This window comes from Caballeronia sp. ATUFL_M2_KS44, from assembly GCF_023630965.1.
Classification (GTDB): domain Bacteria; phylum Pseudomonadota; class Gammaproteobacteria; order Burkholderiales; family Burkholderiaceae; genus Caballeronia; species Caballeronia concitans.
In genome coordinates, this window is the sequence record NZ_JALQEA010000039.1 from 649,203 (window position 1) to 671,170 (window position 21,968).

Genomic DNA, 21,968 nt, shown 5'->3' on the forward strand with positions numbered 1-21,968 from the left:
GTTGGGTCTCTAGTGTCTCTTTGAGCGGGAAGAAAGTGTCGGTGGATAACCGGCATCACGATGCGACGATGTCGGCAAGCGAACAACTCTCTGACTTGCGCCATTCTCCAGAACCGCGCCACACGGACTCTTTGCGTCGAAGCGTTCGTCGGCATAGCACTTGCATTGCCTTCGGGCGTCGCAAAGAGCCAAGCGGAGATTCGATATGAGCGCCCTTACCGTTACCGATCTCGATTACGACCGAGAACTCGATCGAGCGGCCATGTCGGCCATCAGCGGTGGAGGCGGCGCGCCGTGGGTTTATGGCTGGATCACGCCGTACATGCCCGATCGACAACAGGGCTTTGGCGGCGTCGTGAATATCTACGACATCACGAACAATTTCACGGCGGACCAGATGATCAATCAGTTCCAGTCCGTCGATGTCCACAACACCGGCAATGGCGCGAATCTCACCGTCAATCCGAATGCGATGTCGTCGAATACCGCGAGTTGACGCGGCTGATGTTCAAATGCGCCCGTTGGCGCACAATCGGCGGAATGCGCGCTCGCTACCCGATCAAGGGAGGTTGTCGTGACCTTCACCGCTGAATTTCGATGGACGTCCGCAGCCCGTTCCGATGTCGGCTGCGTACGGCAAGTGAATGAGGATGCCCTGCTCGATTCTCTCGAACGCGGCATATGGGCCGTCGCCGATGGCATGGGCGGACACGCGGTAGGCGATCTGGCGAGCCGCATGGTCATCGAGAGTCTCTCGAATATGTCCGCGGACAACGGACTCGCCAGTGTGATCGCGGATGCGCGGGAACGCCTTATCGACGTGAACGGAAAATTGCGCACCGAGGCGGCAAGGCGGCTCGTGTCGCGCATCGGCAGCACGGTCGTCTTGCTTGCCGCCCGTGACGGCGCATGCGCTTATTTATGGGCCGGCGATAGCCGCATTTATCTCTTTAGAAACGGACGGCTTGTGCAACTGACACGCGATCACAGTCAGGTGGAAGAACTCAAGGCGCGCGGCCAACTGACCGCTGAAGAAGCGCTGCATCATCCTGCGCAGCATTTGATTACTCGTGCGGTGGGCGCGCTCGACACACTCGAACTGGACGAAAGCACCGTCGCGCTAAAGGACGGCGATACGTTCCTTCTCTGCAGCGATGGGTTGTCGAACGAGGTCAGCGAGGCAGAAATGGCAAGCGAACTCGCGCCGGGCAATTGCGAATGGGCGGCGCAACGACTGCTTGAAATAGCGCTCGAACGTGGAGGCCGGGACAATATCTCACTCGTCGTCGCGCATGCTGACGATATGCTCGCAATGGACAGAACGCAGATCAATCCATCGATTTAGCGTTTCATTCCTGTGCGTCCCTGGCCTTTTGCGCGGCAAGCCGAAAGTCCTTGGAATGCAAGCCATGTTTCTTCAAAAGCATTTGCAAATGCGACCGGTTCATTTCATAGCGCCGGGCAAGCTCGGCGACCGTGCCGCCCACTTCCTGCAAGCCGCGTTCGAGAAAGGCGCGCTCGGCTTCGTCGCTTGCCACGCGCTTTGCCTCGCTCAGTGAGATTGCCGTGGCAATGCCGTTGCCGCTCGACGAAGTCCCGCTCATCGCGACCGAAAGCGACGACTTGGGCCGAATATCCAATGGCAGATGATCGATATCGGCCATCTCGCCCGCGAGACAGGCGAGCCGGTACACGATGTTGCGCAGCTCGCGAATATTGCCGGGAAACTCGTAATTGCGCAAAAAATCGCGTAGTCGAGGCGACATTTTCACGGGCCGGCGCTCGAGCGTGGCCGCGGCTTCATCGCCGAAATACGCAAGCAATAGCGGTATCTCGTCCCGCCGCTCGCGCAACGCCGGCAGGGTCACATGGATCACGCTGAGGCGATAAAACAGGTCTTCGCGAAAACGCCCTTCATCGCAGAAGCGCCTTAGATTGCGATTCGTCGCAGCGACGATGCGCGTGTCCACCGCAATCGGTTCGTCGGAACCTACTCGTTGTATCTCATGTGCTTCGAGCACGCGCAGTAATTTCACCTGCCCTGAAAGCGGAAGCTCACCGATCTCATCGAGGAAGATGGTTCCCGTATGCGCGCTTTCGAATTTTCCCTTGCGATCGTTCGTTGCGCCCGTAAAAGCGCCCTTGCGATGTCCAAACAATTCCGACTCGAGCAAGTTTTCCGGAATCGCGCCGCAATTCACTGAAATATAGGGTTTATCCGCACGCGATCCATTGGCGTGAATGACTTTCGCCATCAGTTCCTTGCCGGTCCCGCTCTCGCCATCGATCAGGACGGGAAGATCGGTTGGCGCAGCTTTCTCCGCTATTTCCAGCGCTTCCAGCAGCTTCGGGTTGTCGCCGAACGTACCTTCGAATACGAAGCTGCGTTCGATCAGTGCCTGCCGCCGGGCGCCCGCCGATAGTTCTCGCTTCGGTTCGGAGGCGGCGGCCTGCACGAAGCGCTCCTTGTGCGAAAGCTGCATGACTTCGTCGCGCAGGGCGCTCGCCTGTCGTAGCAGCTTTTCGATCTCCGGACGCTCGAGGCGAGAAGTCCATCGCAACGTCGAGCGCAATATCTCTATCTTTTCGATGAGTCCGGCATACGAAATCGCCGATACGGGGACGCTGCTATCGCTTTCGGGTTGGTCGAGTATCTTCATGCTGCGCTCAATTGCTTCTGCACGAGTTGGTAATACATGCCCTTTCGCGCGACGAGTTCGTCATGCTTGCCCTGTTCCACAATCCCGCCTTCATACAGGACAAGTATCTTGTCGGCGCGCATGATCGTCGAAAGCCGGTGCGCGATGATGACCGCCGTGCGTCCCTTTAGAATCTCCTGCATGTTCCCCAGAATATTGCTTTCCGACTGCGTATCGAGCGCGGACGTCGCTTCGTCGAATACGAGCAGGCGCGGATCGTGATAAAGCGCACGTGCAATGCATAGCCGCTGAATCTGGCCGCCAGAGAGTCCCACGCCTCGTTCGCCCACCACTTGCTCGTAACCGAGCGGCATGCGTGTGATGAACGCGTGCGCGTCGGCCATTTTCGCGACTTCTTCGATGCGCCTGCGGTCCGATGCTTCGTCACCGCTTGCGATGTTATCCGCGATCGTCCCCGAGAACAGCAGATTGCTTTGCATGACATAGCCGATCTGCGCGCGATAAAAGCTTTTGTCGATCACGTTGATATCGTAGCCATCGACCGTCATCTTTCCCTCGCTTGCCGCATAGAAACCAACGAGCAGTTTCGCCAGCGTTGTCTTGCCAGAGCCGCTGCGGCCCACCACCGCAATCAATTCACCCGGCTTGATATCGAAGCTGATGTTTTCCAGCACGTAGGGCGTATCGCCATCGCCATAACGGAAATACACGCCATTAAAGCTGATGTTGCCTTGAAGGTCCGGCAGCATGACGCGCTGCTGCATTTCGGAAGGCTTCTGCTCGGGCTCGATATCGAGTACGTCGCCAAGACGCTCCATCGCGACGCCTGCATCGTTGAGCAGGCTCCACAATCCGATCAGCCCCATGAGCGGAGACAGCACGCTTCCCATGAATGCGTTGAATGCGATCAACTGGCCGATGGTCAACTCGCGCGCAAGCACGAGATTCGCGCCCACCCATAGCACCGCGATGGTCGTCGCGGCGTTCAATAGCTGGCTGCACAAACCAACGGCGATATTGAATCGCTGCGACTTATATTGCACTTCGAGCGACTTCGCGTACTTCTTCTCCCACTTGAGCCGCACCGCCCGCTCGATGCCCATGCCTTTGACCGTCTCGACGCCGCCCAGGGCTTCCATCAGGTACGAACGCGCATCCGTGCTCGAACTGAACGTTTCGCGCGCGTTATGCTTCACGCGCGGTGTCGCGAGTACGGTCAGCGCCATCAATGGAATCACGAACGCAATCAACAACAACGTGAGTTTCACGTTGTAGAGAAACATGATCGTGAAGTAGATGAAGATCATCAGAAGGTTCAAGACTGTCGTGACTGTCGACTCCGTGAGAAACGCGCGGATGGTGTGGTTTTCCTGAAAGCGCGCGAATATATCGCCAGTCTTTCGCTTTGCAAAGAAACTGAACGGAAGCGAGAACGTGTGCTTGAAGAACTGCGACATCATCGAGAAGTCCATGTTGCGCACCATGAAATTGGCGAGATAGGCGCGTATGGTGGACATCAGTTGCGAGAACACGTTGGAGACGATCAACCCTGCAATCAGCACATGCAGCAAACCGACGTTCTGATGCACGATCACGCCATCCAGTATGTTCTGGATGATGAGCGGCGGCACCACGCCCAGAACCTGAATGACGAACGTGGCCAGAAAGAGGTGCAGCAATATCGTGCGGTACGGCTTCAGATAACCCACGAAACGTATCCACGGCGAATTCGAAACGGCCTTCTGCACGAGATCCTGTGCCGGCGTGAAAAGCAGACACGTGCCGCTCCATCCGCGCTCGAACTCGCCCACGGTCATCTTTCTAAAGCCGATGGCCGGGTCCGCTACCCAGACATTCTCTTTGGAGATTCCATAGACGATGACGTAGTGATAGCCCTCCCAATGCGCGATAAAAGGCAACTCGAAGCCGCGTAACGATTCATACGTGCATTGCACGCCACGCGTCGTGAAGCCGAGCGCTTCGCCGGCGCGCGCAAGGCTGTCGAGCGTGGCGCCTTGCGTCGTCACGTTCGCAAGTTCCCGCAGCTTGCCCAGCGTCATGCCGATACCGTAGTGCCGGCAGATCATCGCGAGGCACGCAGCGCCGCAATCCATTTCTTCGGCCTGTTCCACGCACGCAAAACGCTTGATGACGCGCTCGCCAAGTTCAGGCTTCGACTGCAGGTCGAGCATCGTCGGCAACTTGCGGCGCTCGGCCAGTTTCCGTTGCCGCTGCAATTCACGTTCGATGAAGCGGATGCGCTCCTCGAGCACTTCGCGCAGCTTGACGTTGCGCTCGATGATGAAATGCACCGTTTTCTCGGGAATGACGAGCAACCGCGTATCGACGCTCGCGATAGCCGACGCCATTTGTTCCTGACGCATCACGCAAGCTTTTTCCCCGAAGATTTCGCCGGGACCGAGCGTCGCGAGTAAGTGCTGTTGACCGCCTTCTTCACGCACGATACGCACTTCGCCCTGACGGACGACATAAAGGCGTCTGTCATCGCGCGAGTCCTGCTTCAGGATTTCCTTGCCCTCGCCAATGCGCTTGACGCCGACGCTGCGCACGCATTCTTCGAGTTCCGCTTTATTCAGCTTACCGCGCAGATCGAACAGCTTCGCGACAAAGCCGCCCGCCGAGTTGATCGCCACATAGCTCGTGACGAACGCGAGCGCCGCAGGATTGCGCGATATCACGGGCTCCGCAGCCTTGCGCGGAATGAACAGCAATTCGGTCTTGCCCGAAGAACGCACGGACGACTCGTGCCGATATTCACGCAGCATCGCGATATCGGCGAAGGTCTCGCGTTCCTTCTTCACTCCCATGCTGATTTCCTTGCCGTGCTCCTCCGTAAAGATGCGCACGGAGCCTGCTCTCACGACAAAGAGGCCATCAGCCGGATCGCCCGCATTGCACACCGTTTCGCCAAAACCATAGCGGCGCGATTCGACGTGCGCGGCCAATTGCTCGATTTCCTCTCGGGAAAACGATGCAAGTATCTCCACTGCCGCAAGGAACTCGGCGGTCGAATCGAAGTTGACAGGTGCGTCCATTTTCGTTGGCGTGCGTTGCGTTGCACTGCGCTTAGCGCGCTTCGATTACATGCTCTTGCGCGCGCGCAAGCAGCCATTGTTCACGCAGCAGCCGGCGAATTTCACCGGTCACGTCTTCATCGAGCGTGGCGGGATACTTGGCCGTGACCGCGAAAATCTCATAGCCGCCATCCGCTGAAACGAATGGTCCAAGCAAGTCGCCAGGCTCCGCATTGAACACTTTCGCCTCGATGTCCGGCTTGAGTTGCCCACGCATCACGCGGCCGATCACGCCACCGTTGTCGCGCGTATCGGCTAGAGAATGTTCGCGCGCCATGTCGGCGAAGCTGACGGGATCGTCGTGCAGATACGAAATCATTTCCTTGGCGCTGCCTTCCGTGCCGAGCACGATATGACTGATTTCCATGCTGTCGAACCGTGGCGAATTGAGCTGGAAATACTCTTCGATCTCCGGCCGCGTGCCGACTCTCTCGAGCATTTTTTCCTGATAAAGCGTGTCGGTGATAAAGACTTCGAATTCGTCGAGGCTCACGTGCAGTGCATCGAGATAATTGTTCATATCGGCCGCGCGATGCAGTCCACGAATGCGCCGGAACTGATCGGCGCGCGTCTGGATCTCGTCGGCCGACAATTCGACACCCGCTTTTCTGGCGGCGCGCACGGTGAGCTTGTCGCGCACCAGTTGCTCGATGAGACCGTCGAACTGGCCGTTGAGCTTGAGCAACCTGATGAATTCGCTCACATCGACCACTTCGTCATCGATACGCACAATTGCCGTCATATCGTTCTCCGTTCGGTTTATCCAGCCACGTTGCGGAATGGATCAAGGCCCAGATCGATCAACCGCCGCTCGCGCACGACGACTTCCGCAGCCGCGGTCATGCCGTAGCGCAGCGGATAGCGCGTTCCGCCAATCTGGTAATAGTCGCGATCGAGCGTGACGCGTCCTTCGTACACCGGCTGCTTCGTCGCTGCACTCGGCTTGGTCGCGGGCGAAATGAACGCGAGCGTGCCGTCGATCACGCCATAGCGTTGATAAGGGAATGCGTTGAATTTGAGCTTCACGCGTTGCCCCTCGCGCAAGAAAGCGCGATCGTGCTCCGCAATCTCTATCTTCAACACGGGACGCGCATTGGCGGGAGCGATGCCGCCAAGCGGCGCATTCGCCTGAATCTTGTCGCCGGGCTGTGTCGAAGTCACATCGGTGACCACGCCCGAGACCGGTGCGAGAATCAGGAGAAAATTATCCTTGTCGATATTCTCGAAACGAATACGCGCGGCGGCGTCCGCCACGAGGCGCGCAGTCTGCAATTGCAGGCGGAGCTTGTCTTCCGTGCTCGCCACTTCGCGCATGGCGGCTTCGTATTGCAGCCTGAGATTCGTGGATTCCTGACCGCTCGTTTCGAGTTGCGCTTTAGCCTGAGTGAATTCGTGGCTCAAACGAAAGTCCAGTTCAGAGAGTTTCGCCTGCTCGACGCGATAGGCGCCATCCGCTTCGAGATAGACATTGCGCTTGGCATCCACCTGCGATTCCGACACGCCACCGCCGCCGGGCAACGCGAATAATCGCGTGAATCGATCGAGTTCATTCTTGGCGGCATCGCGCGCACGACGGGCGTTTTCAAGCGTGCTGCGCTGTTCCTGCAATTGAGCCTTCTGCCCTTCCGCTAGCTTGCTGGTGCCTTCGGTCACGCGTTGCTGATGCTGATGCTCTTCCACTTCCATTTGATTCTTGAGCGCCACGATCCTGCGCTCCATGAGCAGCTTTTTCTCTGGAAACTGCTTCCATTCGCGCTCGGCGTCATCGAGTTTGAGTTGTGCTTCGAGTGCATTCGTTGCGGCTTCGATTGCGCCCCGGGCATTGAGGCGAGCGACGACATCGTCCTTGCGCACCGGCTGCCCTTCCGCGATATAAAGATCTGCAAGTTCACCATCGATCGGCGTATAGAAGCGACGCACTTCCGATTCCGGCGCGAGCGTGCCTTGTGCCGTCACCATGACATCTGCATGACCGACGAACGACCACACGAGTGCGGCCACCACGAGCGACACCATCGTGTACACGAGCGCACGCGTCAACTTGAGCGGCTCGGCCGTGAGAATGGCGATGCCTTCCGCACCGTGGTCGCCCAGCGCTTCGGAGAAGGGTTTAAGGGGCGCGTCGCGCTTCACCGCCGGCTCCTTTGATCAACGCCAGCTTGCTTTCGAGCAAAGCCGGTTCGAGCACCATGCGAAGGTCTTGCAGCGAGCGTCGCTGTAATTCCACTTCGTTATCGATCTCGCTTGTCAACGCGGTCCATTTGCTTGCGTCCGCATTCACTTGCCTCGAGATACGCATGCCACGCGCTGCCGTTTCCTGCGCATCCGACAAGAGCCGCGCCTGCGTGCGGAACGTATCGGATACAGCGGATTCAAGGCGCTGGGATCCTCCAATGCCGCCGTTGGTCCGATACTGCGCCCAAAGCGCCTGGGCCTGATTCATCAATGCCTGAGCGCGCGCTGCGGCTTTGGTCTTGAGCGCAGACATTTCGGGCGCGACGGCTTTAGCGAAGTACGTATCGGCTTGAAGATCGAGCGTTTCGTAGAAGGAGAGAAGCGCATCCTCGTACTGCTTCGAGCCGCGCGCCCTTTGCAAGTCCGCGAACTGTGCGGCGACAGACTGCTTGTGCGCGATTTCCTTCTGCACGGTCGATGACCACGTTCCTTGCGGAATCTTGTGCAAACCATCGATGGCGCGCGCGCTATCTCCATTGCTCCATGCATCGGCAATTGCGGTGTATTGCGCAAGCACGTCCGGTGGCGGCAACTGACTCGCGCTCATCTGCGCGAATCGTTGCTGAAAGGGCGGCGTCGAGAAACTGGCTTTCTTTAGTGCTGAAGCCAGCGGCGCAAGGCTGGGTTCGCTCATCGCGTGTCTCACGTTCGCATAGGCGTCCGCATCCGCGCGAATGCGATCGAGCCCTCCCAGGCGCGGATATTTCTCCGCGTACTCCTTGAGCGTCGAATCGACGCTATCGAGGTCATCCGATGCAAGACTCGCGACGACGCTTGCATTCAGCCGATCGATAGCCGCGAGATAAACGGAGTCGTCGCTTTGCAGCTTGCGCAGATGGCTGAGCGCGAGCGCGTAAGGTTCGCGGAATTCAGGCACATAACCGGCGATGCGGTCCAGATCGCGTTGATGACCCGATGCATCCGCATTCCAATGCTTCAAAATTTCGCCGATGCTCGCTTCGTCAGCATACATGCGAACGGGCGCGTCGGGACCGCCGCGCCCCATCACGAAGCGCTCGAGCTTGCCTATCCAGCGCAGTTCATCGAGCAACGAACGCACGTCCGTGTTGTGTTCGCTCAATGAATCCATTTGCGCGAGAATGGTCTCCGCGTTCTGATATTCGCCATTGCGCAAGGCGCCTAACCAGCGCGGTACATTCGATTTGAGTACGGCTTCGGTGTTCATCGAGACGAAGCGCGCGTCGTCCGGATGCGTCTTCAAATAGCCGTCGGTCAATGTGGCGGCGCGCGTGTAATCGCCGCTTGCCATGAGTGACTTCGCATGACGTTCGGGCGCACCGCCATAGAACAGTGCAACGCCAATTGCGATCAGCACAGTAAGTATGCAAGCGGCAACGATGCGCGTTCGCCGTGCGGCGCGCCGGTCATCGGCCGCGAATGCCTTGCGTAATTCAGCGATGAAAAGCGCCAGCTTGCCGCGCTTTTTGCCTTCTCCCGCATCGGGTGCATGTTCGGCCGCGTGAGCGTCCTCGTTGACTTCATCGGCCGGCGCGGTTTGATCGATGCAGAAGATATCGAGGAACGAATGCGCGGAACCGACGAACGTCGTCTTGTCGCCGTCGTGCTCGTCGTGCATCTGATCGCTGGCGCTCGAAGCATCGACCATTTCGGTGAGCGTGGATTCGCTTTCGTCGCCATGTATCTGAACGCGATAGGCGAAGTGCGTGCCGCCGAACGCAAGCGTGTCGCCATTCTTTAACTCGACAGCATGTTCCGTGATTCGATGCCCGTTCACGAACGTGCCATTCGTGCTGCCGAGATCTTCGACGAATGGCGCACCGCCTTTGACGAACACATGCGCGTGACGTCGCGATACGTAATTCACCTGATGCGGATAATCGGCGCGATAACGCGCGAATGTCTCGTCCGTCTTGCTGACGAGAAATGGAAACTGCACGATGTCGATGGGCGACAGCCCACGATCCTCCTGTTGCGGCAGGAGCATCACGGTAACCGGCTTCGGCGCAATCGTACGGCGCTTGCGCGGCGCGAATTGCACGCGATACGCGAGCCTGTTGCCGAACGAAATCTCGTCGCCATTGCGCACGCGTGCGGGAACATCACGCACGGGCGTGCCATTTACCGCAGTGCCGTTCTTGCTGCTGAGATCCGCGATATAGACGTGGCCGTGCTCGATGAAAATGCGCGCGTGCCGCCGCGAAAGCTGCGCGACCGCATCGGGCGGGCTTTCGTCGAACGGCGGTTCGGCTCGGCCTATCGCAAAGAGATTTTCATCGATGCGGATATCGCTTAATGGATCATCCAGATCGCCGCGCGATACGGGCTTGAGGACGACGTCGAACGCTTCGCCCACGCTCGGCTGCTGTTCCGCTATCGGATCGCCTGGGGCCATGTCGACGTCACTGGGTTGGTCAAGCCGCGATCGAAATGAAACGCATGCAGCGGCTGTTCTGAGTTTAAGTCACGCATCGTCGTAGTCAATTAGCGGCGCTTTGCACGTCGATTGCTGGCCAGCCGCCGCCCAGCGCTTTATAAAGCGTCACCGTGTCGGAAAGCATTTGCTGATGATTCGCGAGCAGTGCAAGTTGAGCCGCCAGAAGCGTACGTTCGGTCTCAAAGACTTCCAGTTGAGAAATCACGCCTTCCTTGAGTTGCGCGTCGATTTGCGCCGCCACGATAGTCAGATGCGCCACTTCCTGCTGCAGCTCATCGCGCTGCTTCGTATGCGAATCCAGGTTGACGAGTGCGTTTTCCACTTCTTCGAACGCGCCCATCACCGTGCTGCGGTATTGCTGTTCGGCCACGGTGCTTTGCGCTTGCGTCGTCTTCACGTGAGCGCGCACGCTTGGATCGAGAATCGGAATATTGATGCTCGGCATGAAGCTGAACGTGAAGGACTTCAATAAATCCGTGAGTGCGAAACTGGCCGTGCCACCGCGTCCGGTCAGACTAATGGTGGGTAATTGCGCGAGCTTGGCCTGGCCGACAAGATCGTAGGATTCGAGCACGCGATATTCCGCCGCGATGAGATCAGGCCTTCGCGAAAGCAATTGCGAGGGCAAGCCTGACGGCACGGGCGGAATGTGCACGCGCTTCTCCAATTGGCCATCCGGCACCTTGAATTCGCCCGCCGGCACGCCGGTGAGCGTGGCGAGCGCGTTGTTCGCAAGATCGCGCGAGCGGCGCAATTCGAGTAAGTCGCGCGTCAGACGATTCAATTCCGCACGCTGCGTGAGCACTTGCGTATGCGGCACGAGTCCGTTCTTTTCCATGCCCTCGAAGATGGTGAGGATCTGTTGATTCGTCTTGATGGTCTGCTGTTGCTGCTCGATCTGGTCATCGAACTGAAGAATCTGGAAGTACGTCGTGGACACGCTCGCCACGAGTTGAAGATAACCCGCGCGCCAATCCGCTTCGGTTGCGCGATATTCGGCCTTCTGCGCTTGCACGCCCTTTTCCACCGCGCCCCAGATGTCGATATCCCAATTGACCTGAGTCGCAAGGTTGTATTGTTTGGAAAACGGCTGACCTGTCGTCTTTTCGAAGCTCGCGCCCGCACCGAGATCCATCGACGGCAACGCGCCCGCGCGTGCCTCGCCGATCTGCGCGCCCGCCACTTGAATGCGTGCGGCCAATACCTTGATATCGAAGTTGCCTTGAACGGCCTTGTCCACCAGTGCGTCGAGATAAGGATCGCGGAATTGCTTCCACCAATCGGGCTGAATGGTGTCGGCGGCGGCGAGTCTGGATGCATCGAACGTCGTGAAGGCTGTTTTCTCCGGCGTATCGGGACGCTTATAGACGGGCACCTTCACGTCGATACATCCCGCAAGCAGCACAGCGGTGCATGCACTCGCGCATACGACTGTCCGGCGCAACGATGACAACAGGGCTCGCACGATTCACTCCGGCGCTCACGCTGATCGATCAAGCGGAGCTCCCCGTGCTCCGCCTGTACCGCTTAACTACTTGTATGCCTTACCGCGTCGTCGCGCGGCTTATATCGGGCATCGTTACATCGCATACGGCCCGTACACGTTGATGCTGCTGTCGTTGTTCGCCTTCTGTTTCGGGCCGACCTTGGACGTGATGTCTTGCGCGAACGCGTCGTTCACGCCGTTGACGTTGAACGTCTTCTGCGCCTGATTGGCGAGTTGTTGCGTCGTGGCGTCGAGGCTGTACGAAGCGTTGTAGCTCGGGAAATACAGGCTCATGCCGCCGCGCACGGCAGACATTTCGCTGTGGCCCATTTCGGCGTGGTGGGCGAGATCGCGGATGATGAGTGTGGACATGATTGAGGCTCCTGGCGAGGCGTAGGCTGGTTTGAGAACGTCTGTCGATCAGCGGACCATGAAGCCCGAGCCGATGTTGATGGTGCTGGTGTTGTGCGCTTCCTGCTTCGGCTTCACGTTCGACGTAATGTCGTTGGCGAACGCCACGTTCACGCCGTTATGGCTTTCCGTGCTTTGCGATTGATCGATGAGTTGCTGCGTGTTGAACGTCAGGTCGTACTTCGAGACGTCGTAGCCGGGGAAATAGAACGAACTGCCGCCGCGCACGGCCGACATCGCACGGCGATCGAGTTCTTCGGTAACGGGAAGGTCCAGGATGGTCAGCGTCTTCATGGTGTTCTCCTTGGGTGCGCATCGCGCATTGAGTGGGTTCGAGCAATCTGTTTGCTCGGGCCAGTTAAATGCATGAGGTGTGCCACTTTGAGCGTATTTCGCTGACATCCCTTCTGCACAAGCCTCGGAGCCGATTCGTCAACTCACTGCATCGACTCACTCCAGAACACACTGACGCTTCATTCCATACACTTTGCGGGCCAACCGTTTGATTCACACAGACACGACTCACTTCACGTAGATGGTGATGACCTTCGAATAGACCGGCGGGTTATGCGGGATATGCCGGTCATCGCCCATCAGAAGTTGAAGCGTGTGCTTACCCGGCGGCAGTTCGAGCATCGCTTCGGTTTCGCCAGCACCAAAATGCAGGTGATTGCGGTCCGAAGGAATCTCCTGATCCAGCGGCGGCAGAGGCGTATCGATCAGCAAATGGTGATGACCCGTGTTGGGAAATTTCACGCCGCGCGGCGCGACGCCCATGAAGCGCAGGCCGAACCACACGCGAAACGGCTTGCCCGCAGGTAGCGTCTGCCCGTTGTTCGGATAGCCGATATACGCGTATGCGTTCGCAGGCGCGGGCGTCGGTCCGCCCTCCGCGAAGCTCGCATGAAACGGCAGCGCCAGCATGGCGGCGAGCAGGATCGATCGTGAGCGCGAGAACGCGCCAGCGAGTGGTGGATTCATGTCGTTTGCCCTCGGCGAGTGCGCGCGTGATGAGACCCGATCGAGATGCGGATCAGGTCACCGTGATCGTGATCTTCTTCGAATAAACGGGCGGGTCGTGCGGTACGTGGTTGTAATCGCCCATCAGCAATTGCAGCGTATGTTTTCCGGGCGGCAATTCGAGGCGCGCATCGGTTTCGCCTGCGCCGTAATGGAGATGATTGCGGTCCGACGGAATCTCCTGATCGAGCGGCGGCAAGTCCGTATCGACCAGCAGATGGTGATGACCGACATTCGGCATGTCGATGCCCTTCGGACACACGCCCATGTTGCGCAAGCCCATGCGCACCCATAGCTTGCCGCCGCTGATCACCGCGCCGTCGGACGGCCAGATGATGTACGCCTCCGCATTCGCCGGCGCAGGCGTGCGGGTACGCCCGGCGGAGAACGACGAATCGGCGGCCAGTGCAGCGAGGGAAGCCAATGCGCCCAGCACGGTTCTTCTCAGCATGTTATGGATGCCTCTTCAGAGAGCTTAAGGGAAAGAGTCCGGCATTCGATTGCTTCGGTATAACGACGCGCACGTCCGTGCTCGATATGCCGCCTGTCGTTCGCTTTCAGATTAGGACGTAGCGTTTTGAAAAGATACGTTCGTCGAGAGGGATGCGCATTGCCTCATTCGCATACCTTCTTTTTAGGGGATTAAACGGGCAAAGACAGCGTGCTATCGTGGTGAGGTGTTATCGAATGCCGTGCAAGCCGCGCTTGCCGTTTAATCGAAGCCGAACGGACAGGAAATGAATATGTGGCGAATTCTCTTGATCGCGGGCATGTTCGTCACGATCGGCGCGACGCTCGCGCAGTCTGCGCTCCCTCCTTCACCGCCTGCCGTCATCGCGGCTAAAGAGGCGGAGCATCGCGTGGCGCTCGTTATCGGCAATGCGGAATATGCGGAGCGTCCTTTAGCAAGCGCGCAGCACGATGCGAACGACATCGGCAACACGCTTGCATCGCTCGGCTTCAACGTCACGCGGCAAACCGACCTGGACGCCGACGCAATGCAGCATGCGCTCGATGCCTTCATCGATCGTCTCGGCGCACGCGATACCGCATTCATCTATTTCGCGGGCCACGGCATTCAGGCCGGAGGCGACGCGCTGCTCCTTCCGCTCGACGCGCACGAGAATGCACCGCTCGGCTTGCTAAAGAAAGGCGTTGCGGTGAAGGATATCGTCGCTCGATTGGCGCATGACAGGCCGCTTGCAACGAACATCGTCGTGCTCGATACGTGTCTTAACGATCCCTTCGGCCACACGCCTGCACGCGCGTTGAATTTGCCGCCGCGCACGTTGGTGGCGTATGCAGCGTCGCCGGATTCACTCGCCATCGAAGGCACACGCAATGGGTTTTTCACTGCCGCGATCTTGCGGGTGCTGAGCGCACATTCGAACGTAACGGCCGCTTCATTCGATATCGCCGCGTCCGATGTTCAACGAAGAACGCACGGCGCACAACGACCGTGGATCGCGTCGACGCTCGCCGGAGACTTTGCGCTTGGACGTCATGCAGTGAATCTTCAAACGACCGATCGATTGGCGAGCATCGCCGAAACGCCGCTCAGCACGCGCGGCATTCTCCCTAAAGACAGCAATGAGCAATATGAGTTGACCTTCTGGGATTCGATCAAGGACAGTACCTTTCCGAGCGATTACGAGGCTTATTTAAAGGCTTATCCCAACGGACGCTTTGCGGCGCTCGCCAAGGCGCGTATAGAGCGACTGCGTGCATCGGCAAACGCGAAGCCGGCCGCATCCGCGCCTACGCAGGTCAAGCCTGCATCGCCCGTCAATACGACGGAAAAGCCTCGGCAAGAGACCACCGCGCCTGCAGCCGTCGCAACGAAGCCCGCCACCAACGCGAACACCACGACCAAAGCCACTGCGAGTGAAATCAAGGATTGCCCCGCGTGTCCGCTGCTGATACCGATCTCGCCCGGCAGCTTCACGATGGGCAGCAACAACGACGATCCCGCCGAAAAGCCGCCGCATCGCGTGAACATTGCGCGGCCCTTCGCCATCGGTAAATACGAAGTCACGGTCGAGCAATGGAATGCGTGCGCGGATGCGGGCGCATGCACGCGCATCGCGCCGGACAGCAGCGCGGCCACTCCGGTCGCCAACTCACCGATGCGCAATGTGAGTTGGGACGACGCGCAAGTCTATGTGAAATGGCTAAGCAAAGTAGGCGGCAAGGCTTATCGTCTGCCGACAGAAGCCGAGTGGGAATATGCGGCGCGCGGCGGCACGCAAAGCACTTACTGGTGGGGCGAGCAAATGAAGAAAGGCACGGCCGATTGCAAGGACTGCGGCGAGCCGTATCGCGCGGATAGTCCCACGCCCGCAGGCTCGTTTGCAGCGAATCCTTTTGGCCTTTACGACGTCAACGGCAGCGTGTGGGAATGGGTCGCCGATTGCTGGCATAGCTCATACAAGAACGCCCCCGCCGATGCCCGCGCGTGGGACGATCCGAGTTGCTCCGTGCGCGTGATTCGCGGCGGATCGTGGCGCGAAGGCGCGACGTACATGCAGTCGGCGACGCGCTTCAAATACAGCGCGAGCGTGCGTCAATCGCAAAACGGCTTTCGCGTGGCGCGCGATGTGCAATGAACTCACTCAACGCACGGACGCCTTGACGATGATCTGCGCTTGCGTATCGCGCTCGATTTTCTTGAGCGGCGGAAGCGCCAGTTTGAAATCATCGGGTGAACACATCTGCTTGCCGAAGCGCGCATTCAGCGTGCGCGATACCTGAATCACGTTGCTCGACGGATCGAACACATAGCGCGCGCGATAGCTGAAAAACTCACTCGTCACAGTGAGATCGTCGGGGACTTCGACCACTTGCATCGCTTTGGGAAGCGCAATCTGCGAGACCTCGTCGTAAGCGCCGCCGACGCACAAGTAAGGCTGCGTGCGCGTGCGTTCGGCAAGCCAGTTGCGCGTTTGCGTCGCGATGCCGCCCGAAAGACTCGTCAACGCGGGCAACGCGGTCGTGCCGGTCGGCCACACGATTTCATCGAGCGTGCCGCGCAAGGTGGTTTCGAACGGGCCGCTGGTGGCGTCGATATCGCTCGTGGTCAACGCGGCCGCACCGCGCAGATTCGTATAACGCAAGCGATCCGCCGCAATCTGATCGCGCCTTTGCGCACTGGCGAGCCGAAGATTCATCCGCTCGATTTCGGCGCTCCATCCCGCGTCCTCGACCCAGTACGCGAAGCGGGCGACGCCTTCCGGCGCGACATCGATCTGCAAGCGCGCCGTGCGCGACAACGCCTGCGTCGATGGCGTGCGCGACAACACGGCGGACTCGACGAGCACCGTCGGCCGGTCCATATCGGCGAGCGGCAAGAAGCCGAATTCGACGCTCGACGCCGTGCTGTCCGCGTACATCTCCAGCTCTGGCAGATACGTGATGACGTGATTGATCGCGCCCGCGCCGTAGCCCGGCACCGACGGCAGCGCGTACACCGAACCCAGCCCGATCAGCGCGGGCTCGTTGCGCACGCCGACGGCATCGAGCAACGCGCCGTACAGCGCCACGTGGTCCTTGCAATCGCCGTAACGGTTCGCGAGCACGTCCGTCACGCGATGCGGCGTCGCCGGGCTTTGTCCGATGAACATCGCGACGTAGCGGATATTGCGGCGCACCCAGTCGTAGAGCGTTTTCGCCTTCGCGCGGGCATCGGCGTCATTGCGCGTCAGCGACAGCGCGAGCGCGCGTATCGCCGGATCGTTCGCGGTGGCGTCGACGGCGGGCGCGCGATAGCTCGCCGCGAAACTCGCGTAGTCGGGGAACGTCGAGACCATCAGCCGGTCGCCGTACTGCGCGTAGCCGACCGACCCGCTTTCTATGCGCGCGATCTGCTCGCGGCGATAGTCGAACGCGTAGCGCGTGCGTCCGTTCGCGGTGACGGGCGGCTCGGCGACGAAGCCGCGCGCATCGGCGTAAAGCGGCTTGCCGGCGGGAAGATCGAACACGAGGCGCTGATCCAGCACCGGCCGCTGCGCCGGCTCGACGTAGTAATCGAATTGCCCCGGGATGACCGGGCTCGCCTGGCTCTTTCTGAAATGCAGATGCACCGTCGAGCCGACGCCCACCGCCGGAAAAATCACCGCGCGCAGTTTCGCGTCCTGAAACGTCGGCGCGCCGGCTGAACGCGGCTCCTGAATGTCGCGGATCTGATCGGGCGATACATCGTGACGCGCGCCGTTCGCATCGACCGAATAAGCCTCGACGATCTCCACCTTCGACACGCTGCGGTCGTACCACACGTAACGCTGCGCGATTTCGTCGATGCCCGCCGGCGTGTTCGCGCGCAGCACGGTCGCGTCGTTCTCGGTGACGGAGCCGTCGTCCGATACGACGAACTCGTGCACGTCGCTCACGATGCTCGAAGGATCGTCGCCCTCCTGCGATGCCGCCCGCGCGTCGAGCGCCGGAAGCGCGACCAGCAGCAACGCCAGGGCATGCGGGAATCGCTTCATGGTCGGCGGACGATGGAAACGGTGCGAACGTCCATCGTACAGGAGCCGATAGCCCCGCGACAATTTGTATCATGTTGCGATATAATTTAACGCTTTCGGCGCGCGCCCTGCGGTCGACCGTCTCCCTTTCCACTCATCGGCTTCATCGACCTCAAGGCTTAAAGAAACGTGTCGCGCTCCGTTCTGCTTCGATGGTTACATGGCTTTCTTCCCGCTCCGGTCACGCTCAGATGGACCGAACGCCTGCGCGCGGGCGTGGGCGCGCTCATCGGCATTGCGCTGACGGGCGGCGTCGCGCATCTCCTGGTCGGCGATGCATCGGTCATTCCGTTCCTGATCGCGCCGATGGGCGCCTCCGCCGTGCTGCTGTTCGCCGTGCCCGCAAGCCCGCTCGCGCAGCCGTGGTCGATCATCGGCGGAAATCTCGTGTCCGCGATCGTCGGCGTGACGTGCGCCGCGCTGATCCACGATCCCGTCGATGCCGCCGCACTCGCCGTCGCGCTCGCCATCTGCGCGATGTTCGCGCTGCGCTGCGTGCATCCGCCATCGGGCGCGGTCGCGCTGACGGCGGTGCTCGGCGGGCCGTCGATCCACGCGCTCGGCTACGGTTTCGTGCTCGCGCCGGTCGCGATCCAGTCGTTCGCGCTTCTGTGCTCGGCCGTCGTGTTTCATGCGCTGACGGGGCACCGGTATCCGCACGTCGCGCAGGCTGCGCCCAAAATGCCGGATGCCGCGCCCGATGCCGCGTCGTTCCTGCGCGCCGATATCGAAGCCGTGCTCGCGCATCGCAGCGAGATGCTCGACATCGACCCGGACGATCTCGAAGCGCTGATGCGCGAAACGCGATTGCGGGCGTACGCGCGCCGGTTCACCGAGTTCACGTGCGCGGACATCATGTCGCGCGCGGTCGTCGCGGTGTCGGCGCAAACGAGCGCGGACGAGGCGCTCGCGCTCTTGGAGAAGCATCGCGTGAAGGCGCTGCCGGTGACGGATGCCGCTCGCCGCGTGACCGGCATCGTCACGCGGGCGGACATTGCGCCGGCGCATGCCGCCGGTCCGCGCGATGCGTTCGCGCGCGCGGTCGAACGGATCATGCGCGGGCCGCTCGCCGCGCCGCCGCGCGTCGCCTCGCTGATGACGACGGACGTGTGCACGATCGACGCGCGCACCGCCATCGCCGATCTCGTGCCGATGTTCGCCGACTTCGGCCACCACCACATTCCGGTCGTCGATGCGGAAAAGCGGCTGGTCGGCATGATCACTGAAACCGACCTCATTTCGGGACTGTATCGCCAGAGCTTTGCCGGCGAACGCCGGACTGCCTGACTATCTGATGAAAACCTCGCGCACCTTAGCCAAACCCGACTTCGAGCAGCTTTCCGAATTCCGCTATCAGATGCGGCGCTTCGAGCGATTCTCCGAGCGCGCCGCGCAGGAAGAAGGCATCACGCCGCTGCAATATCTGCTGCTGCTTCATATCAAGGGCTATCCCGGCCGCGCGTGGGCGACGGTCGGCGAACTGGCCGAGCGGCTGCAGTCGCAGCATCACGGCGTGGTGGCGCTCGTCACGCGTTGCGAAGCGCTCGGGCTCGTGCGGCGCGAGCCGAGCGCGGAAGATCGGCGGCAGGTGCAGGTGCATCTCGAACCGCGCGGCGAGCAAGTGCTGGCGCGGCTCGCGGCGCTGCATCGCGCGGAACTGAAATCGCTGGAAGGCGCGTTTCGCGTGCCGCAGATCGACCTCTGAGCATTCCTGGAGCATTCGCATGAACCATCACAAACGCGATTTCGCCGTCAACGACCGGCTTCTGCGCATCTGCGGACTGGCGGCGGTCATCGGCGGCATCAGCACGCTTGCGGCGGTCGTGCTGCTCGCGCTCATCCATCTCTTCACGAACCTGTTCTTCTTCGGGACGTTGTCGATCGAAGACCGCTCGCCCGCGCTGAACACGCTCGGCGCGTGGGTCATCGTCATTCCGGTGATCGGCGGACTGATCGTCGGGATGATGGCGCGCTTCGGCTCCGAGAAGATTCGCGGCCACGGCATTCCCGAAGCGATCGAAGCGATTCTCTTCGGCAAGAGCCGCATGTCGCCGAAAGTGGCGGTGTTGAAGCCGCTGTCGTCGGGCATCGTGATCGGCAGTGGCGGGCCGTTCGGCGCGGAAGGCCCGATCATCATGACGGGCGGCGCGCTCGGCTCGCTGATCGCGCAGTGCATCGACGTGACCGCGGCCGAGCGCAAGACGCTGCTCGTCGCGGGCGCGGCGGCCGGCATGACGGCGGTGTTCGGCACGCCGGTCGCGGCGGTGCTGCTCGCGGTCGAACTGCTGCTTTTCGAATGGCGTCCGCGCAGCTTCCTGCCGGTCGCGCTGGCGTGCGCGGTGGCGGGCTTCGCGCGGGCGCTGGTGTTCGGCACCGGCGCGCTTTTCCCCATGCAGACGCAGCCGCCCGAAATGATCTCGCTCTTCTCGTGCCTCGTCGCGGGGCTGCTGTCGGGCGCGCTGGCGTCGGGGTTGTCGGCGGCGCTCTACAAGCTCGAGGATGCCTTCGGCAAGCTGCCGCTGCACTGGATGTGGTGGCCGGCCATCGGCGGAGTGGTGGTCGGCATCGGCGGATTCATCGAGCCGCGCGCGCTGGGCGTCGGTTACGACGTGATCGGCGATCTGCTGCATCAGCACATCGCCATTAAGATCGCGCTCGCGATTCTCGCGGTGAAGGCGGTGATCTGGGTCGTCGCGCTCGCGTCGGGCACGTCGGGCGGCGTGCTCGCGCCGCTGCTCATGCTCGGCGCGGGGCTCGGCACGGCGCTCGGCGCAGTGCTGCCGGGCCACGACGCCGCGCTGTGGCCGCTCGTCTGCATGGCCGCGACGCTCGGCGCCACGCTGGGCGCGCCGCTGACGGCCATCGTGTTCGCGTTCGGCCTCACGCACGACAGTAACGCGCTCCTGCCGCTGCTCGCCGCGACGCTCGTCGCGCACGGCTTCTCGGCGGTCGTGATGCGGCGCTCGATCATGACGGAGAAGATCGCGCGGCGCGGGTATCACATCTATCGGGAATATGGCGTGGATCCGCTCGAACGTCATCATGTCGATGAAGTGATGACGCGCGATGTCCGCACCATCGACGCCGCCACGCCGCTCTCCGATGTGCTCGCGCAGCATTTCGGACCGCAGCAGGCGCATCGGGCGTATCCGGTCGTGCGCGATGGCGCGCTCGTCGGCATGCTGGATCGCGCGGCGCTCTCCGCCGCATCGGGTGCCGCGACCGCCGGCGACGCGTTCGCGCGCGAGACGGATGCGCCGCCGGCCGTCGCGCTGCCGGGCGAACCGTGCCGCCTCGCCGCGACGCGCCTCGCCGTGCACGAACTGGAGCGCTTGCCGGTGGTGTCGGACGTGGCGTCGATGACGCTCGTGGGCATCGTGTCGCGCAGCGATCTGGTGAAACCGGCGCGCGCGCACTTCGACGACGAGCATCGGCGCGAGCGGTTCAGGACGTTCCGGCGCGCGCAAGCGTTGAAAAAGCTGTAAGCGCGCGTCGAGCCAGTCGGCGGATGCCGCGCCGCCCAGAAACAAAAAGCGCCGCCTCGCACGATGCGAGCGGCGCCGGTCCCACCCTTCCTATCTTCTCTCAGGTCCTCGCGTAGGCGATGACGGTCATTATCGCCAACCCGATTGCTGCATAATAGCAGTTGTTTATCACTTTGATAAGTTACTTTGTGTTCGGGCGCGAAGGCGGGAACAAGTATGATGACCCGCACATCGAAGCAATGACACGCAGCGTCCAAGGAAGCGCACGACCATGGCGAACAAACATCTCGTCGACGCCTATTTCCGCTTTCTGAACCTCGCTCAGGCGGTTCAGGCCTTGCCCTCGGTCCCCAAACTCGATGCCGCCGAAGAACGGCTGCTCGAAGCGCTCACGGCCGCCTGGCACGCGGGCCGCACGCTGACCGTCACCGAAACCATGGCGCTCTCCACGGCGGGCGCGCCGGCCACGGTGCATCGCAAGCTCACGCGCCTCAAGGCGCAAGGGCTCGTCACGCTCGACGAAACCGGCGCGGACCAGCGCACCAAATCCGTCGTGCCGACGAAGAAGGCGCTCGCGTATTTCGAGCAGCTCGCCGCGTGTCTGGAAGAAGCGAAGAAGAAGTAGCGGCGACGCCCG

18 protein-coding genes are annotated in these 21,968 nt (G+C 60.9%); 7 read left to right on the plus strand and 11 right to left on the minus strand.

All coding sequences use genetic code 11. The features are described from left to right. Positions 1 to 205: 205 nt before the first annotated feature. Positions 206 to 496 (plus strand): hypothetical protein, encoded by a 291-nt coding sequence (locus NCR39_RS18405; protein WP_040052295.1) that lies wholly within the window; start codon positions 206 to 208, stop codon positions 494 to 496. A 78-nt stretch (positions 497 to 574) separates the two neighbouring features. Further along, positions 575 to 1,345, plus strand: a complete 771-nt coding sequence (locus NCR39_RS18410) for a PP2C family protein-serine/threonine phosphatase (protein ID WP_250453491.1) — start codon at positions 575 to 577, stop codon at positions 1,343 to 1,345. 4 nt (positions 1,346 to 1,349) lie between these two features. On the opposite strand, the gene NCR39_RS18415 is transcribed toward NCR39_RS18410, so the two are convergent. From NCR39_RS18415 to NCR39_RS18460, 10 genes are all read right to left on the minus strand, one after another. Beyond that, complete coding sequence (locus NCR39_RS18415) at positions 1,350 to 2,660, minus strand: sigma-54 interaction domain-containing protein (RefSeq protein WP_250453492.1); 1,311 nt, start codon at positions 2,658 to 2,660, stop codon at positions 1,350 to 1,352. Further along, positions 2,657 to 5,716, minus strand: coding sequence for a peptidase domain-containing ABC transporter (locus NCR39_RS18420; protein WP_250453493.1), 3,060 nt, complete (start codon positions 5,714 to 5,716; stop codon positions 2,657 to 2,659). The genes NCR39_RS18415 and NCR39_RS18420 overlap by 4 nt, the downstream gene beginning before the upstream one ends. Positions 5,717 to 5,747: 31 nt before the next feature. After that, a complete protein-coding gene (locus NCR39_RS18425) occupies positions 5,748 to 6,497 on the minus strand; it encodes a peptidylprolyl isomerase (RefSeq protein ID WP_250453494.1) in 750 nt (249 codons plus the stop codon). A 17-nt stretch (positions 6,498 to 6,514) separates the two neighbouring features. Further along, positions 6,515 to 7,888: a beta-barrel domain-containing protein gene (locus NCR39_RS18430; protein WP_250453495.1), complete on the minus strand. Its 1,374-nt coding sequence runs from the start codon at positions 7,886 to 7,888 to the stop codon at positions 6,515 to 6,517. After that, a complete protein-coding gene (locus NCR39_RS18435; RefSeq protein ID WP_250453496.1) occupies positions 7,866 to 10,364 on the minus strand; it encodes an FHA domain-containing protein in 2,499 nt (832 codons plus the stop codon). The genes NCR39_RS18430 and NCR39_RS18435 overlap by 23 nt, the downstream gene beginning before the upstream one ends. Positions 10,365 to 10,449: 85 nt before the next feature. Next, a complete protein-coding gene (locus NCR39_RS18440) occupies positions 10,450 to 11,859 on the minus strand; it encodes an efflux transporter outer membrane subunit (RefSeq protein ID WP_250453676.1) in 1,410 nt (469 codons plus the stop codon). A 126-nt stretch (positions 11,860 to 11,985) separates the two neighbouring features. Continuing rightward, positions 11,986 to 12,264, minus strand: a complete 279-nt coding sequence (locus tag NCR39_RS18445) for a hypothetical protein (protein WP_250453497.1) — start codon at positions 12,262 to 12,264, stop codon at positions 11,986 to 11,988. Positions 12,265 to 12,312: 48 nt separating this feature from the next. Next, the gene (locus NCR39_RS18450) at positions 12,313 to 12,597 is read right to left on the minus strand and encodes a hypothetical protein (protein ID WP_250453498.1); all 285 of its coding nucleotides are present in this window, start codon (positions 12,595 to 12,597) and stop codon (positions 12,313 to 12,315) included. 228 nt (positions 12,598 to 12,825) lie between these two features. After that, positions 12,826 to 13,227 carry a DUF4399 domain-containing protein gene (locus tag NCR39_RS18455; RefSeq protein ID WP_502800243.1) on the minus strand — a complete coding sequence of 134 codons (402 nt, stop codon included), beginning with the start codon at positions 13,225 to 13,227 and terminating at the stop codon, positions 12,826 to 12,828. A gap of 109 nt (positions 13,228 to 13,336) precedes the next feature. After that, positions 13,337 to 13,774 carry a DUF4399 domain-containing protein gene (locus NCR39_RS18460; RefSeq protein WP_040052305.1) on the minus strand — a complete coding sequence of 146 codons (438 nt, stop codon included), beginning with the start codon at positions 13,772 to 13,774 and terminating at the stop codon, positions 13,337 to 13,339. Between the two features lie 292 nt (positions 13,775 to 14,066). Here NCR39_RS18460 and NCR39_RS18465 point away from each other — a divergent pair, with 292 nt between their 5' ends. Continuing rightward, the gene (locus tag NCR39_RS18465; RefSeq protein ID WP_250453500.1) at positions 14,067 to 15,929 is read left to right on the plus strand and encodes an SUMF1/EgtB/PvdO family nonheme iron enzyme; all 1,863 of its coding nucleotides are present in this window, start codon (positions 14,067 to 14,069) and stop codon (positions 15,927 to 15,929) included. A gap of 6 nt (positions 15,930 to 15,935) precedes the next feature. On the opposite strand, the gene NCR39_RS18470 is transcribed toward NCR39_RS18465, so the two are convergent. After that, a complete protein-coding gene (locus NCR39_RS18470; protein WP_250453501.1) occupies positions 15,936 to 17,807 on the minus strand; it encodes a DUF3857 domain-containing transglutaminase family protein in 1,872 nt (623 codons plus the stop codon). Between the two features lie 168 nt (positions 17,808 to 17,975). On the opposite strand from NCR39_RS18470, the gene NCR39_RS18475 reads away from it, so the two are divergent. The 4 genes from NCR39_RS18475 (at position 17,976) to NCR39_RS18490 (ending at position 21,956) form a co-directional block, all read left to right on the plus strand. After that, positions 17,976 to 19,133, plus strand: a complete 1,158-nt coding sequence (locus tag NCR39_RS18475; RefSeq protein WP_250453502.1) for an HPP family protein — start codon at positions 17,976 to 17,978, stop codon at positions 19,131 to 19,133. Positions 19,134 to 19,140: 7 nt separating this feature from the next. Beyond that, positions 19,141 to 19,551, plus strand: coding sequence for a MarR family winged helix-turn-helix transcriptional regulator (locus NCR39_RS18480; protein ID WP_040052308.1), 411 nt, complete (start codon positions 19,141 to 19,143; stop codon positions 19,549 to 19,551). A gap of 19 nt (positions 19,552 to 19,570) precedes the next feature. Further along, entirely contained in the window at positions 19,571 to 21,331 is a 1,761-nt protein-coding gene (locus tag NCR39_RS18485; RefSeq protein WP_250453503.1) for a chloride channel protein, read from the plus strand. A gap of 271 nt (positions 21,332 to 21,602) precedes the next feature. Next, positions 21,603 to 21,956, plus strand: coding sequence for a winged helix-turn-helix domain-containing protein (locus NCR39_RS18490; RefSeq protein WP_250453504.1), 354 nt, complete (start codon positions 21,603 to 21,605; stop codon positions 21,954 to 21,956). Positions 21,957 to 21,968 lie beyond the last annotated feature (12 nt).

Bases quoted from the DNA above. Each gene is read 5' to 3' on its own strand.
- NCR39_RS18405 (WP_040052295.1), top strand. From the start codon at position 206: ATGAGCGCCCTTACCGTTACCGATCTCGATTACGACCGAGAACTCGAT.
- NCR39_RS18415 (WP_250453492.1), bottom strand. From the start codon at position 2,660: ATGAAGATACTCGACCAACCCGAAAGCGATAGCAGCGTCCCCGTATCG.
- NCR39_RS18420 (WP_250453493.1), bottom strand. From the start codon at position 5,716: ATGGACGCACCTGTCAACTTCGATTCGACCGCCGAGTTCCTTGCGGCA.
- NCR39_RS18425 (WP_250453494.1), bottom strand. From the start codon at position 6,497: ATGACGGCAATTGTGCGTATCGATGACGAAGTGGTCGATGTGAGCGAA.
- NCR39_RS18435 (WP_250453496.1), bottom strand. From the start codon at position 10,364: ATGGCCCCAGGCGATCCGATAGCGGAACAGCAGCCGAGCGTGGGCGAA.
- NCR39_RS18445 (WP_250453497.1), bottom strand. From the start codon at position 12,264: ATGTCCACACTCATCATCCGCGATCTCGCCCACCACGCCGAAATGGGC.
- NCR39_RS18450 (WP_250453498.1), bottom strand. From the start codon at position 12,597: ATGAAGACGCTGACCATCCTGGACCTTCCCGTTACCGAAGAACTCGAT.
- NCR39_RS18455 (WP_502800243.1), bottom strand. From the start codon at position 13,227: ATGCTGGCGCTGCCGTTTCATGCGAGCTTCGCGGAGGGCGGACCGACG.
- NCR39_RS18460 (WP_040052305.1), bottom strand. From the start codon at position 13,774: ATGCTGAGAAGAACCGTGCTGGGCGCATTGGCTTCCCTCGCTGCACTG.
- NCR39_RS18465 (WP_250453500.1), top strand. From the start codon at position 14,067: ATGTGGCGAATTCTCTTGATCGCGGGCATGTTCGTCACGATCGGCGCG.
- NCR39_RS18470 (WP_250453501.1), bottom strand. From the start codon at position 17,807: ATGAAGCGATTCCCGCATGCCCTGGCGTTGCTGCTGGTCGCGCTTCCG.
- NCR39_RS18480 (WP_040052308.1), top strand. From the start codon at position 19,141: ATGAAAACCTCGCGCACCTTAGCCAAACCCGACTTCGAGCAGCTTTCC.
- NCR39_RS18485 (WP_250453503.1), top strand. From the start codon at position 19,571: ATGAACCATCACAAACGCGATTTCGCCGTCAACGACCGGCTTCTGCGC.
- NCR39_RS18490 (WP_250453504.1), top strand. From the start codon at position 21,603: ATGGCGAACAAACATCTCGTCGACGCCTATTTCCGCTTTCTGAACCTC.